The sequence below is a fragment of the Streptomyces sp. NPDC058052 genome (assembly GCF_042885515.1).
Classification (GTDB): Bacteria; Actinomycetota; Actinomycetes; order Streptomycetales; family Streptomycetaceae; genus Streptomyces.
In genome coordinates this window covers 104,240-116,732 of sequence record NZ_JBHVRX010000016.1, presented here as the reverse complement: position 1 = coordinate 116,732, position 12,493 = coordinate 104,240, and the positions used below count along the sequence as shown (strand labels likewise).

The 12,493-nt window shown below is 73.4% G+C and carries 14 protein-coding genes; 6 read left to right on the top strand and 8 right to left on the bottom strand.

Going from position 1 to position 12,493, the window contains the following annotated elements:
* Positions 1-18 precede the first annotated feature (18 nt).
* Complete coding sequence (locus tag ACFVU3_RS22510; protein ID WP_390068684.1) at positions 19-684, top strand: NAD(P)-dependent oxidoreductase; 666 nt, start codon at positions 19-21, stop codon at positions 682-684.
* Positions 685-743: 59 nt separating this feature from the next.
* On the opposite strand, the gene ACFVU3_RS22505 is transcribed toward ACFVU3_RS22510, so the two are convergent.
* Complete coding sequence (locus ACFVU3_RS22505) at positions 744-1,043, bottom strand: hypothetical protein (RefSeq protein ID WP_390068682.1); 300 nt, start codon at positions 1,041-1,043, stop codon at positions 744-746.
* A gap of 125 nt (positions 1,044-1,168) precedes the next feature.
* Entirely contained in the window at positions 1,169-1,420 is a 252-nt protein-coding gene (locus ACFVU3_RS22500; RefSeq protein WP_390068680.1) for a helix-turn-helix domain-containing protein, read from the bottom strand.
* Between the two features lie 51 nt (positions 1,421-1,471).
* On the opposite strand from ACFVU3_RS22500, the gene map reads away from it, so the two are divergent.
* Together map and ACFVU3_RS22490 are read left to right on the top strand one after the other, a co-directional pair.
* Entirely contained in the window at positions 1,472-2,239 is a 768-nt protein-coding gene (gene map / locus ACFVU3_RS22495) for a type I methionyl aminopeptidase (protein WP_390068678.1), read from the top strand.
* Positions 2,240-2,241: 2 nt separating this feature from the next.
* Complete coding sequence (locus ACFVU3_RS22490; RefSeq protein ID WP_390068676.1) at positions 2,242-2,778, top strand: hypothetical protein; 537 nt, start codon at positions 2,242-2,244, stop codon at positions 2,776-2,778.
* A gap of 10 nt (positions 2,779-2,788) precedes the next feature.
* On the opposite strand, the gene ggt is transcribed toward ACFVU3_RS22490, so the two are convergent.
* Complete coding sequence (ggt, locus tag ACFVU3_RS22485) at positions 2,789-4,666, bottom strand: gamma-glutamyltransferase (protein WP_390068675.1); 1,878 nt, start codon at positions 4,664-4,666, stop codon at positions 2,789-2,791.
* 115 nt (positions 4,667-4,781) lie between these two features.
* Between ggt and ACFVU3_RS22480 the strand changes: the two genes are divergently transcribed.
* Positions 4,782-5,513, top strand: a complete 732-nt coding sequence (locus tag ACFVU3_RS22480) for a hypothetical protein (RefSeq protein ID WP_390068674.1) — start codon at positions 4,782-4,784, stop codon at positions 5,511-5,513.
* Here the strand turns inward: ACFVU3_RS22480 and ACFVU3_RS22475 are convergent.
* Positions 5,479-6,717 carry a cytochrome P450 gene (locus ACFVU3_RS22475; protein WP_390068672.1) on the bottom strand — a complete coding sequence of 413 codons (1,239 nt, stop codon included), beginning with the start codon at positions 6,715-6,717 and terminating at the stop codon, positions 5,479-5,481. The genes ACFVU3_RS22480 and ACFVU3_RS22475 overlap by 35 nt on opposite strands.
* Before the next feature lie 161 nt (positions 6,718-6,878).
* Here ACFVU3_RS22475 and ACFVU3_RS22470 point away from each other — a divergent pair, with 161 nt between their 5' ends.
* Together ACFVU3_RS22470 and ACFVU3_RS22465 are read left to right on the top strand one after the other, a co-directional pair.
* Positions 6,879-7,238 carry a hypothetical protein gene (locus ACFVU3_RS22470; RefSeq protein WP_390068670.1) on the top strand — a complete coding sequence of 120 codons (360 nt, stop codon included), beginning with the start codon at positions 6,879-6,881 and terminating at the stop codon, positions 7,236-7,238.
* Between the two features lie 312 nt (positions 7,239-7,550).
* Positions 7,551-9,104, top strand: coding sequence for an alpha/beta fold hydrolase (locus tag ACFVU3_RS22465; RefSeq protein ID WP_390068669.1), 1,554 nt, complete (start codon positions 7,551-7,553; stop codon positions 9,102-9,104).
* 52 nt (positions 9,105-9,156) lie between these two features.
* Here the strand turns inward: ACFVU3_RS22465 and ACFVU3_RS22460 are convergent, their stop codons facing one another.
* From ACFVU3_RS22460 to ACFVU3_RS22445, 4 genes are read right to left on the bottom strand one after another with little or no spacing between them, the layout of a single operon-like run.
* Positions 9,157-10,023: an amino acid ABC transporter permease gene (locus ACFVU3_RS22460; RefSeq protein WP_390068667.1), complete on the bottom strand. Its 867-nt coding sequence runs from the start codon at positions 10,021-10,023 to the stop codon at positions 9,157-9,159.
* Complete coding sequence (locus tag ACFVU3_RS22455; RefSeq protein ID WP_390068666.1) at positions 10,020-10,664, bottom strand: amino acid ABC transporter permease; 645 nt, start codon at positions 10,662-10,664, stop codon at positions 10,020-10,022. The genes ACFVU3_RS22460 and ACFVU3_RS22455 overlap by 4 nt, the downstream gene beginning before the upstream one ends.
* Before the next feature lie 17 nt (positions 10,665-10,681).
* Positions 10,682-11,605 (bottom strand): glutamate ABC transporter substrate-binding protein, encoded by a 924-nt coding sequence (locus tag ACFVU3_RS22450; protein ID WP_390068664.1) that lies wholly within the window; start codon positions 11,603-11,605, stop codon positions 10,682-10,684.
* A gap of 14 nt (positions 11,606-11,619) precedes the next feature.
* Positions 11,620-12,363, bottom strand: a complete 744-nt coding sequence (locus ACFVU3_RS22445) for an amino acid ABC transporter ATP-binding protein (RefSeq protein WP_390068662.1) — start codon at positions 12,361-12,363, stop codon at positions 11,620-11,622.
* Positions 12,364-12,493 lie beyond the last annotated feature (130 nt).

Sequence of the window (12,493 nt, the reverse complement as noted above, 5' to 3'; positions counted from 1 at the left end):
CGTCCTACCGTCCCGCTCATGGACGACAACGACAGCGGCAAGAAGATCATCGTGTTCGGCGCGGGCGGGCGGGTCGGCCGCGCGGCCGTGGCGGAGGCGGCGGCCCGGGGCCACCGGGTGACGGCGGTGGTGCGCGACCCGGCCCGCCACGCGGACCTGGAGCGGGCGGGAGTGACCGTGGCGCGCGGGGACGCGACGGACCCGGAGTCGGTGGCGGCGCTCGCCGTCGGCCACGACGCGGCCGTGCACGCCTCCGCCCGCCTCGACGTACCGTCGGAGGAGTACTTCGCGGCGACGGCGAAGGCGCTGGCCGCGGGGCTCTCGGCGGCCGGCGTGGGCCGGCTGGTGACCCTCGGCATCGCCACCACCCTGGAGGACGCGGCCGGTGTGCGGCTGATGGACGCGCCGGGCTTCCCCGGGGAGTGGCGGGCCTTCGCGCAGGGCCACGTCGTGGAGTTCGAGCTGCTGACGGCGACGGCCGGGCCGGATCTCGACTGGCTGATGGTGGTGCCGCCGCTGGACCTGAACGCGGAGGCGGAGCCCGCCGGCGGCTACCGCACGGCGGTCGGCAGGGTCGTGGACGGCCCGGGCCGGATCGCGCACGCCGATCTGGCGCTCGCGCTGCTGGACGAGATCGAGCGGCCCCGCCACAGCCGGGTCCAGCTCGCGGTCGGGTCGGCCTGAGGCGCCCGCGCCCCGCCGGCCCGGTGGGGGGGTCGGCTCCGGCCGGCCCGGTGGGGGGATCAGCCCCGCCCGGAGATCTGGCCGAGGCCCTTGGCCAGCTCCTCCGGGTTCATCACCGGCGAGTAGTGGACCTTGGCACCGAGGCGCATGAAGAACGGCTCCGCGATCGCCGGCATGTCGGAGGTCTCGGCCAGGTCGAAGAAGAAGTAGCCGGTGCGGCAGCCGTTCTCGACGGTGAAGTACGCGGCCTCGGGGCGGATCCGCCCGAGCGCCTCCTCCATGAGTCCCTGGACGGCGCCCTGCCGGATGAGGTCGTTGGAGGACTCGGTGTTCATCTCGACCTTCAGAAGCATGCGCATGACACTGCCCCATTCCCGGCCGGGCGGAGCCTCCGTGCCGTACGCACCCGGTCCACCCGGACGTACCCACCTCAAGCCTCCTCCCCCGCCGGGGCGGAGGCCACTCGGCGGCCGGGCGCCGCCGGTCAGACGGGCAGCGGCGCGCAGCGCAGGAGCAGGTCGTCCATCGACAGGTCGAGGACGCCGGCGAGGGCGGCCACGGTGAAGAAGGCCGGAGTCGGGGCACGGCCGGTCTCGATCTTGCGGAGGGTCTCGGCCGACAGGCCGGCCGCCGCGGCGATCTCCACCATCGAGCGCCCGCCGCGCGCGTCGCGCAGCAGCCGCCCGAGCCGCTCGCCGCGCTCGCGCTCTTCCGGGGTCAGGGGGGTGCGCACCATGCCACCACTCTACCGGCCCGACACCATTTCTATACCGGTATAGTAATGGGAATGGTGGAGATCAAGACCGAAGAGAACGTGAACGAGATGCGCGAGGCGGGCCGCGTGGTGGCCCGCGCCCTGGCGGCGGCGCGGGCGCAGGCCGCCCCCGGGGTGCCGGTCACCGCGCTGGACCGGGCGGCCCGCGAGGTGCTGGCGGAGGCCGGCGCGGGCTCGCCCTTCCTCGGCTACCGCCCGGACTGGGCGCCGACCCCCTTCCCCGCCGTCGTCTGCGTGTCCGTCAACGACGCGATCGTGCACGGCGTCCCGGACGGGACCCGGCTCGCCGACGGCGACCTCGTCTCGCTGGACTGCGGCGCCCTGCTGCGCGGCTGGGCGGGCGACGCGGCGGTGAGCTTCACCGTCGGCCGCGCCCGCCCCGAGGACACCCGGCTGATCGGGGCGGCCGAGGAGGCGCTGGCGGCCGGCATCGCCGCGGCCGTGGCCGGCAACCGCGTCGGGGACATCGCCCACGCCATCGGCACGGTGTGCCGGAAGGCGGGGTACGGCATCCCCGACGGTTTCGGCGGCCACGGCATCGGCCGCGCCATGCACGAGGACCCGGGCGTGCCCAACGAGGGGCGGCCCGGGCGCGGGATGCGGCTGCGGCCCGGCATGGTCCTGGCGATCGAGCCGATGCTGATCGGGGGCGGCGGCGACGAGCACTACACCGCGCGGGACGGCTGGACGATCCGCACCCTCGACGGCTCCCGCGCCGCCCACGCCGAGCACACGGTCGCGGTCACCGCCGCCGGCCCGCGCGTCCTGACGGTCCTGTAGCCGTGGGCACCGCCGAGAACCGCCCCCGCGGCACGGCCGGCGACCGCGCCCCCGGAGCGGAGCCGCTCGACGCCCTGGCCGCCGCCGTGGGCGAGCGGCTCGGGACCGCCGTCGCCGCGGCCGCCGGGGACGTGCCGGCCCTGGTCTGGACGGACGGGCCCACGGTCGCGCGGGTCGCGGCGGCCGCCCGGGCGGTGGCGCCGGAGGCCGCCGGCCGGCTCGCGTTCCGGCGCGAGCTGTCGGAGGCTTCGGTCGCCCTGGGCGCGATCCGCCTGGCGGAGGCGCCCGGCCCCGCGGGCGGCGGACGGCGCGCGCCGGTGTCGCCGTCCGCCGTCGCGGAGCTGTGGCGGGACACGCCGCTGCCCGCGCGGCCCACCGCGCGCGAGGAGAAGCTCGTCTACGCGCTCCTGTACGAGGTGCACGACGACCACCGGAGCAACCGCGTCACCGCGGAACAGATCTGCGACGGGCCGGCGGTCCGGGGGGTGGCGGCGCTCGCGCGCCGGATGGGGGTCGCCCTGGCGCCGGACGGAACCTGACGACGCGCCGTCACCGGTCCGGCCGGACGACCATCGCGGAGCCGCCGCCCCGGCGGACGGTCTCCGCGGCCGCGAGCCAGCGCCCGTCGGGCAGGCGCTGGACGCCGGTGGCGGCGCCGATCTCCGGGTTCTGCCGGAAGGTGTGCCCGAGGGCTTCGAGCGCGGACCGCGCCGGGCTGTTCCAGAGGGCGGGTTCGAGGTCGGTCGCGGCCTGGTTGCGCTGGCTGGCGCGGGGCGCGGCAATGGCGTCGACGAGCGGCAGCCGCCGGTCGAGGAAGCCGGTGAGGGTCTGGAGGACGGTGGTGACGATGGTGGCGCCGCCCGGTGAGCCGAGGGCCACGACCGGCCGGTCGTGGCCGTCGAGCACGATCGTCGGGGAGATGGAGGAGCGGGGGCGCTTGCCGGGTCCCGGCAAATTGGGGTCGTGGACGGCCGGGTTCGCCGGGACGAAGGAGAAATCGGTCAGCTCGTTGTTGAGCAGGAAGCCGCGGCCGGGGACGGTGATGCCGCTGCCGCCCGTGGACTCGATGGTGAGCGTGTAGGCGACGACGTTCCCCCACCGGTCGGCCACCGTCAGGTGGGTGGTGTTCTCGCCCTCGTACGTGGTCGGCGCCGCGGTCCCGCCGACGGCGCACGGCACCGGGTTCCGGGGGTCGCCGGGCGCGAGCGGGCTGACGAGGACGGCGTCGTCGCGGATCAGACAGGCCCGGGAGTCCGCGTACCGCTGGGAGAGCAGGCCCCGGACGGGCACCCGCTCGAAGGCGGGGTCGCCGACCCAGCGGCCCCGGTCGGCGAAGGCGATCCGGCTCGCCTCGATCAGGCGGTGGAGGTACCGCGGCTCCGGGGCGGCCGCGAGGTCCGTGGACTCCAGGATGTTGAGGGCCTCGCCGACGGTCGTGCCGCCGGAGGACGACGGTGCCATGCCGAGCACCCGCAGCCCCCGGTAGGAGGTCTCGGTGGGCGCGCGCCGGACCGTCCGGTACGCGGCGAGGTCCCGCTCCGTCAGATCGCCGGCCCGGACGACGCGGTCCGCGCCCGCGCGGACCGGCGGCGTGCGGACGGTGCGGACGATGTCGCGGGCGAGCGGGCCCCGGTAGAGCGCCCCGACGCCCTCCTCGGCGAGGGTGGCGTAGGTGCGGGCCAGGTCGGGGTTGCGCACGACCGAGCCGACCTCGGGGAGCCGGCCGCCGGGCAGGAAGAGGGCGGCGGAGGCCGGGAAGTCGCGGAACCGGGCCTCGTTGGCGGCGGTCTGGGCCCGGTAGGTGGCGTCGGCGGTGAAGCCGTCGCGGGCCAGGCGCTGGGCGGGGGCGAGCAGTTCGCGGAGCGGCTTGCTGCCCCAGGCGTCGAGGGCGGTGGCCCAGGTGGCGGGGGTGCCGGGGGTTCCGACGGCGCGGCCGCTGGTCATCGCCTCGTCGAAGGGGAGCGGCGCGCCGTTCTCGGTGAGGAGGGCGGCGTCGGCCGACGCGGGGGCCGTCTCACGGCCGTCGACGGTGTGGACCGTACGGGTCCTGGCGTCGTAGTGGACGAGGTAGCCGCCTCCGCCGATGCCGGCCGAGTAGGGCTCGGTGACTCCGAGGGCGGCGGCGACGGCGACGGCCGCGTCGACGGCGTTGCCGCCCCGGCGCAGCACCTCGATGCCGGCGTCGCTCGCGTCGGCGTCGACGCTGGCGACGGCGCCGCCGTGGCCGACGGCCACGGGCACCTTCGCGCGCGGGACCGGGGGGCCGGGCGGAGCCGGGGGGACGGGCCGGTCCGGGGAGCCGGGCGGGGCGGTCGGCGGCGGGACGGGCGGCGCGGGGGCGGTCGGCGGTGGGGCCGCGGCTCCCACCGAGAGCACCGTCGCGGCCGCCGCCGCGATCACCCCGTACCGCCAGCCGGAACGACGCATCCCTGACCTCCCGTCAATGATCGTCCACGCAGCGTAACTTCCCGGACTCCTCGGAGGCAGGACCGCGCTCCGCCCCTCTCGAACGGTCACCCGACCGCCGCTAGCATGCGCCCCTATGGACGAGGACCTGCGGAACATCGTGCTCGGCGTGCTGGCGACCGGCCTCAGCGCGTCCCTGGGATGGCTCACCCGGACGTACGTGTGGCGTCGGCGGCTCCGCCGCAAGCAGGCGTTCTTCGGCCTGCCCGGCCACGCCGAGTGCCTGCTCGTGGTGAACCGGGAGGCGGGCGGGGACGGGGCGGTGCACCGCTTCGACGTGTTCGCGCTGCTCGAACTCGCCGCGCTCGTGAAGGACTGCGGGGCGCAGGCGCAGATCGTCCAGCACGACCGGACCCATCTGGGCTTCGGCGACCGGACGGAGTTCTGCGTCGGCGGTCCGGGGTCGAACCGGCGGATGGCCGCCCACCTCGGCTCGCTGCTGCCCGGGCTGAGCATGAACACGGACACGGACCCGGTCGAGGAGCGGGGCGCGATCGAGGTCGGCGGCGAGCGGTACCGGATGGACCCGGGCACCGTCGAGTACGTGGTGCTCGCGCGGATCACCGCGGGCGACGGCGGCCGGCCGGTCTTCCTCTTCTGCGGGCAGCGGGCCATCACCAACCAGGCGGCGACCCGCTATCTGGCCCGCCATCACGAGCGGCTCGCCCGGACCCACCGGGGCGGGTCCTTCGTCCTGCTCCTGAAGGTGGTCAACTCCCAGGCGTACGGCCCCGACGTGGTCGAGCTGGTGGCCGACGTGACGCGGGCGGCCCTCAGGGCTCCCGCAGCCGTACCGGCAGCGACTTGATTCCGTTGATGAAGTTGGAGACGAGTCTCCGGGGCGGCCCGGCGGTCTCGACCCCGCCACAGGCGTCCCGCAACTCCTCGTAGAAAACGCGTAGCTGCAGCCGGGCGAAGTGGGCACCCAGGCAGACGTGGGGCCCGTCGCCGAAGGAGACGTGCGGGTTCGGACGGCGGGCGAGGTCGAGGCGGTGCGGGTCGGGGAAGGCGCGTTCGTCGTGGTTGGCGGAGACATGGAAGACGACGACCTTGTCGCCCTCGGCGATCCGCACACCGGCGAGCCGGATGTCCCGGACGGCGGTGCGGCGGAAGGAGAGCACCGGCGGGTGGACGCGCAGGAGTTCGTCCACGGCCGTGTCCATGCCGACCTCGCCCCGCCAGAGCCTGCCCTGCTCGCCGGGGTCGCCGGCCAGGGCGAGCACCCCGCCGGGCGCGGCCGACCGGACGGTGTCGTTGCCGGCGACGGTGAGCAGGAAGAAGAACATCTCCAGTTCGGCGGCGGCGAGTTCGGTGGTCGCGAGGGCGGTGATGAGGTCGTCGGCCGGGTGCTTCCGCTTGTGCGCGGCCAGCTCCTGCGCGTACGCGAACATCTCGGCGAGCATCGCCGGTGACCGGGGGTCGACCGGCCTCCCGGCGGTGTCGAGCACGGGCGGTTCGTCCGGGTCCTGGTAGGCGATGACCCGCTCGGTCCAGGCGTGCAGGAGCCCCCGGTCGCCCGCCGGCACGCCGAGCAGGTCGGTGAGGTTGAGCAGCGCGTAGTCGTCGGTGACGGCCCGGACGAGGTCGACCTCGCCGCCCGCCTCCCGGGCCTCCGCGAGCAGTCTCCGGGCCCGCGTGCGGGCGGTCTCCTCGAACCGCGCGATCCGGCCCGGGGTGAAGGCGCGGCTGGCGAGCCGCCTCAGCCTGCCGTGTTCCGGCGGGTCCTGATTGAGCATCATGCGCCGGATGAACGGCAGGTCGGCGGGGTCGGGGTCCCGGATCTGGGTGGCGCCGAGCCAGGAGGAGTACGTCTCCGCGTCCTTGAGCACCCGCACGACGTCGGCGTGGCGGGTCACGGCCCAGAAGCCCGTCCCGGCGGGCCATCCCAGGATCGCGGGCTCGTCCTGCCGGGCGACGGGCGCCCGGTCCCGCAGCTCCCGGAAGGCGTCGTGCGGCGGCCCGGCGGCGTGGACCCGGGGATCGAAGACGTCGGGAAGGTTCGTCGGCTTCACGGGTCCAGCCTGGAGGAGGGGTGAAGACGTGTCCATCATGACAGGTCAGAGCCGGTTTTCGTAGGACGGAACGCACAGTTCGCGCGCCTTGTCCGGGCTGTCTGCGGACACCCAGAATCTCCGCCATGACACACAGGGGTGAAGCGGGGAAGGTGCGGGGCGTGAACCATGACGAGGTGCTGAGGGCACGGGTGTTGCTGCTGGCTTCGTGGCGGCTGTCCGTCCCCGAGCGGGTGGAGGCGTACCGGGTGCTGGCGCGGGTGAGCCCGGACGCGTACGCGCCGAAGCTGACGGAGTGGCTGGGGTCCGCGCTGATCCAGATGGGGGCGACGCCGGAGCGGTGCGAAGAGCTGGCCGGGGAGGCGGTCGAGGTGGCCCGGCTGGTGCGGAGGGACCACCCGCGGCGGACCGAGACGCTGCGCCGGGCGCTCGCCAGGCACCAGCGGGAGCTGTTCGCGCTGGGGCGGCGGGACGAGGGCCTGGTGCTGGGCGAGGAACTGGCGGCGCTGGAGCGGGACTAGCGCCCGCGCGGCAGGGGGCGTCACGCCGCTCCACGAGGGGCGAGGCCACGGGGCCGGCGGCAGCGGGGCAGTAGGGCCCGGCGGGGCAGCGGGGGCGCGTACGCGGTGCGGGGAGGCGGTACACGCAGGCGGCGGGGCCCGGCGGGAGGGCCGGGCCCCGGCCCCGGGGGGCGTACCGGATCGCCCCGGCACGGCTTCCCCAATCGTTACCCGCACGTAACTTACCGACCAGTTACCACGGGTAGCACGCCATGGATACCGTCGGGCCACTTCACTGCCCCCCATCAGTGACCCCCCATCGAGGAGTGGCCCGTGCGCACATCCCTGGCCCTCGCCGTCTCGGCCGTTCTGGTGGCCGGGACGGCCCTGTCCGTGGCTCCCGCCGTCCAGGCCGCCGAGAGCGGCACGTCGATCCGGTTCGTGGACATCGCCGGCGACGGCGGCACCGTCCTCAAGGCCAACGTCGTCACGCCCGCCGGGGCCGACGGCTCCGTCCGCTACCCGGTGGTCGTGCTGCCCACCAGCTGGGCGATGCCGCAGATCGAGTACCTGGCGCAGGCGCAGAAGCTCGCCGACTCCGGCTATGTCGTGGTGAGTTACAACTCACGCGGGTTCTGGCAGTCCGGCGGCGAGATCGAGACCGCCGGGCCCAAGGACGTCGCCGACGCCTCCCGGGTGATCGACTGGACACTCGCCCACACCCCGGCCGACCCCGCCAAGATCGGTATGGCCGGGGTGAGTTACGGCGCCGGCATCAGTCTGCTCGCCGCCGCGCACGACTCCCGGATCAAGGCCGTCGCCGCACTGAGCGGCTGGGCGGACCTCATCGAGTCCATCTACAGCGGCCGCACCCAGCACCTCCAGGCCGCCGCTCTGCTCGGCGGCGCCGGCTACCTCACCGGCCGGCCGGGCCCCGAACTGGAGAAGATCCTGGGCGACTTCCTCTCGTCGAACCTGGACCAGGAGGACGAGATGATCGCCTGGGGCCGGCAGCGGTCGGCCGCCACCTACCTGGACCGGATCAACGCCAACGGCACCGCCGTCATGCTCGGCAACGCCTGGGGCGACACCATCTTCCCGCCCAACCAGTACGCGAGCTTCTACGAGAAGCTGAAGGGCCCCAAGCGGCTGGAGTTCCGCCCCGGCGACCACGCCACCGCCGAGGCCACCGGCATCCTCGGCCTGCCCAACGACACCTGGACGAGCGCCCACCGCTGGTTCGACCGGTACCTCAAGGGCGCCGACAACGGCATCGACCGCGAGCAGCCGGTCCAGCTCAAGCCGCGCTCGGACGGCGGCTACGAGGGGTACGCCGACTGGAAGGCCGTCAACGCGCACCGCGAGCGGCTCGCGCTGAACGACTCCGAGCACGTGTGGGCCAACGTGGACTCCGGCGCCAACGGCGGCATCGTGCTCCTCAGCAACCTCCTCGACCAGCTGGCGCAGACCCCGCCGGCCGTCTCCGTCCCGCTCCTCCCCCGCTCCTTCGCGGCGGTCTGGCAGTCCGGGCGGTACGACTCCGGCGCGGTGGTGCGCGGCACGCCGGTGCTGCACACCACGGTCACGCCGACGAAGTCCAGCGGCACCTTCGTCGCCTACCTCTACGACGTGGGCCCGCTCGGTGTCGGGAAGCTGGTGAGCAACGCCCCGTACACCTTCCACGACAAGGCGCCGGGCAAGCCGTTCGCCGTGGACCTGGAGCTCTTCTCCACGGCCTACGACGTCCCGGCCGGCCACCGGCTGGCGCTGGTCGTCGACACCGTCGACCCGCTGTACATCGAGCACAACCCGGCCGGCGCGCAGCTGACCTTCTCCTCCCCCGCGTCCGATCCCTCGTACCTGTCGGTGCCGATGCGGGAGGAGTGATCACGGCTGCTGCCGGGCCGGTTTCAGGCCCGTGCGGGGGCCCGTACGGGGGTCACTCGCGGCCCGGCAGCGTGGTCACCGGTGCGGCGGGAGCGACGTCCACCCCCTTGGTGCGGGGGTCGCGGCGCTCCCGTCGCGCGACCCAGGTCGCGAACCAGGAGAGCAGCATGCACATGCCGATGTAGATCGGTGAGATCACCAGGACGACCGGGATGAACGGCAGGTCGTAGTCGAGGTTGGAGGCGATCAGCTTGCCCGCGTGGAGGAACTCCTCGTAGGTGATGAGGTAGCCCAGCGAGGTGTCCTTCAGCGCCACCACGAGCTGGCTGATGATGGCCGGCAGCATCGCCCGGACCGCCTGCGGGACCAGGACCCAGGTCATGACCTGGGTCTTGCGCATGCCCAGGGCGTACGCGGCCTCCCCCTGCCCGCGCGGCACGGCGTGCACGCCGGTGCGGAAGACCTCGGCGAGCACCGAGCCGTTGTAGAGGGTGAGTCCGGCGACCAGCGCGGGCAGCGGCTGCACCTTGAGCGCCACGAAGATGAAGAAGATCATCACCAGCACCGGCATGGCGCGGAAGAACTCCACGAGCAGGGTGGCGATCCAGCGCACCGGCCGGTGGTCGGAGAGCCGCCCGGTGGCGAGGACCCCGCCGAGCGCCAGGGAGAACACGGCGGCGAGCGCGAACGCCTTGAGGGTGTTGGCGAGCCCTTCGAGGAGCAGTTCCTGGATGCCCTCGTAGAGGAAGGGGCGCCACTTCACCGCGGTGAACTGGTCGGTGTCGAAGAGCAGATAGAGGATCCAGGCGGCGATGCCGAGGATCACCGCGGTGGACGCCAGGCCGTACAGGAGGTGGCGGCGGCGGGCCTGCGGTCCGGGGAGGTCGTAGAGGGCGCTGGCGTGCGGCGTGCGGCTCATCGGGCCACCCCCCAGCGCTTCTCCATGACGTTGAAGACGGCGCTGATGGCGAGGGTGATGATCAGGTAGCCGACGGCGATCCAGACGAAGGTCCAGACGATGTTGTAGCCGAGTTCGCTCAAGGTCTTGTAGGTGCCCAGGAGTTCGGTGACGCTGAAGGCGCCGGCGATGGCGGAGTTCTTGGCGAGGGCGATCAGGGTGGAGCCGATCGGCGGGATCACCGAGCGGAACGCCTGCGGCAGGACGACCGCCCCCAGGGTCTGGGTGAAGCTCATGCCGAGGCTGCGGGCGGCCTCGCCCTGCCCGACGGGGACGGTGTTGATGCCGGAGCGGAGCGCCTCGCAGATGAAGGCGGAGGTGTAGCAGCCGAGGGCGAGGACGGCGAAGACCTCGAAGGGCAGCACCAGTCCGAAGCGGGGCAGGCCCAGCATCACCGCGAAGAAGAGCAGGGTGAGCGGGGTGTTGCGCAGGACCGTCACCCAGACCGTGCCGAAGACCCGGAAGGAGCCGACGGGCGCGACCCGGAAGGCCGCCATGACGAAGCCCAGGACGAGGGCGAGCGCCGAGGCGTAGACGGTGAGTTCGAGAGTGCCGAGGAAACCCTCGCCGTAGAGCGAGAAGTTCTCTGTCAGTACGTCCATGTCAGCGGTGGGAGTCCTCAGTTGGCCGGGTAGCGGTCGATGGGCGGCGGCGTCGGGGCGGGGACTCCGGAGAGGCCGAGGGTCGCGTCGTACGCCTTCTTCCAGTCGCCGTTCTTCTCGTGCGCGGCGATGGCGTCGTCGAGGGCGAGGCGCAGCGCGGTGTCGTCGCGCGGCACGCCGATCCCGTACGGCTCTTTCGAGAACGGCTTCCCGGCGAGCTTGAGTTCGTCGGGGACCTTGGCGGCGTAGCCCATGAGGATGGTGTCGTCGGTGGTGACGGCGTCGACCTGGTAGGTGAGGAGGTTGTCGACGCAGATCGAGTACGTGTCGTAGGCGACGAGGTCGGCCTTCGGGTAGTCCTGCTGGATGCGCTGGTAGGGGGTGGAGCCCGCGGCCGAGCAGACGCGCTTGCCGTCGAGGTCCCGCGGGCCGTGGATGTCGTCCTCGTCGGTGCGGACGAGGAGCGACTGGCCGGCCTCGTAGTACGGGCCCGCGAAGCCGACGAGCTCCTTGCGCTTGTCGTTGATGGTGTAGGTGCCGACGTAGTAGTCGATCTGCCCGTTCTGCAGGGCGGTCTCGCGGTTGGCGGAGGCGATGGTGCGGAACTCGACGCCGGTCGCCGGGTCGAAGCCGAGGGAGGCGGCCATCATCTTGGCGATCTCGATGTCGAAGCCCGAATAGGCGCCGGTGGCGGGGTCCTTCTCGCCGAGGTACGGCTGGTCCTCCTTGGCGCCGACGACGAGGCGGCCGCGCTTCCTCGCCCGGTTCCAGGTGGAGGAATCCGGCAGCCGGAAGCCGGACTCGATCCGGTACGAGGGGAGTTGGTCGGGCTGCGGACCCTTGACGGGCGGGCTGCCGGGGCGGCCGCAGCCGGCCAGCAGGGAGCCCGCGGCGGCGAGCAGCAGGGCGAGGGCGCCCAGGCGTCGGTGCGTGCGCTGCATGGTTCCCACCCCGGTCAGTGCGAGAGGATCTTGGAGAGGAAGTCCTTGGCGCGTTCGCTGCGCGGGGCGGTGAAGAACTCCTCGGGGGCGCGGTCCTCCAGGATCCGGCCGTCGGCCATGAAGACGACCCGGTTGGCGGCGGAACGGGCGAAGCCCATCTCGTGGGTGACGACGACCATGGTCATGCCCTCTCTGGCGAGCTGCTGCATCACCTCCAGGACCTCGTTGATCATCTCGGGGTCGAGGGCGGAGGTGGGCTCGTCGAAGAGGAGCGCCTTGGGGTCCATGGCGAGGGCGCGGGCGATGGCGACGCGCTGCTGCTGGCCGCCGGAGAGCTGGGCCGGGTACTTCTCGGCGTGGGCGGCGAGGCCGACCCGGTCGAGGAGTTCGCGCGAACGCCGGTCGGCGTCCTCCCTCTTCCGCCGGCGGACCTTGATCTGCGCCAGGGAGACGTTGGCGAGGACGGTCTTGTGGGCGAAGAGGTTGAAGGACTGGAAGACCATGCCGACTTCGGCGCGGAGCCGGGCGAGGTCCTTGCCCTCCTCGGGGAGCGGCCTGCCGTCGACGCGGATCTCGCCGGACTCGATGGTCTCCAGCCGGTTCATCGCCCGGCAGAGGGTGGACTTGCCGGAGCCCGAGGGGCCGATGACGACGACGACCTCACCGCGGCCGACGGTGAGGTCGATTCCCTGGAGGACGTGCAGCGTGCCGTAGTGCTTGTTGACGCCACGCAGTTCGATCAGCGGATCGACGGTCATGCGCTGCCCTGCCCCATTTCTCAGCGGTGTGCCGATGCGGTGTGTCGAGACAGCGCAAACTATCCGCCGGGAAAAGGGACTTCACGCCCGACACGCCCGAAGGGGAGCAAGCCGGGATTAGCCGTATTTA

Bases quoted from the DNA above. Each gene is read 5' to 3' on its own strand.
- ACFVU3_RS22510 (WP_390068684.1), top strand. From the start codon at position 19: ATGGACGACAACGACAGCGGCAAGAAGATCATCGTGTTCGGCGCGGGC.
- ACFVU3_RS22505 (WP_390068682.1), bottom strand. From the start codon at position 1,043: ATGCGCATGCTTCTGAAGGTCGAGATGAACACCGAGTCCTCCAACGAC.
- ACFVU3_RS22500 (WP_390068680.1), bottom strand. From the start codon at position 1,420: ATGGTGCGCACCCCCCTGACCCCGGAAGAGCGCGAGCGCGGCGAGCGG.
- map (WP_390068678.1), top strand. From the start codon at position 1,472: ATGGTGGAGATCAAGACCGAAGAGAACGTGAACGAGATGCGCGAGGCG.
- ggt (WP_390068675.1), bottom strand. From the start codon at position 4,666: ATGCGTCGTTCCGGCTGGCGGTACGGGGTGATCGCGGCGGCGGCCGCG.
- ACFVU3_RS22480 (WP_390068674.1), top strand. From the start codon at position 4,782: ATGGACGAGGACCTGCGGAACATCGTGCTCGGCGTGCTGGCGACCGGC.
- ACFVU3_RS22460 (WP_390068667.1), bottom strand. From the start codon at position 10,023: ATGAGCCGCACGCCGCACGCCAGCGCCCTCTACGACCTCCCCGGACCG.
- ACFVU3_RS22455 (WP_390068666.1), bottom strand. From the start codon at position 10,664: ATGGACGTACTGACAGAGAACTTCTCGCTCTACGGCGAGGGTTTCCTC.
- ACFVU3_RS22450 (WP_390068664.1), bottom strand. From the start codon at position 11,605: ATGCAGCGCACGCACCGACGCCTGGGCGCCCTCGCCCTGCTGCTCGCC.
- ACFVU3_RS22445 (WP_390068662.1), bottom strand. From the start codon at position 12,363: ATGACCGTCGATCCGCTGATCGAACTGCGTGGCGTCAACAAGCACTAC.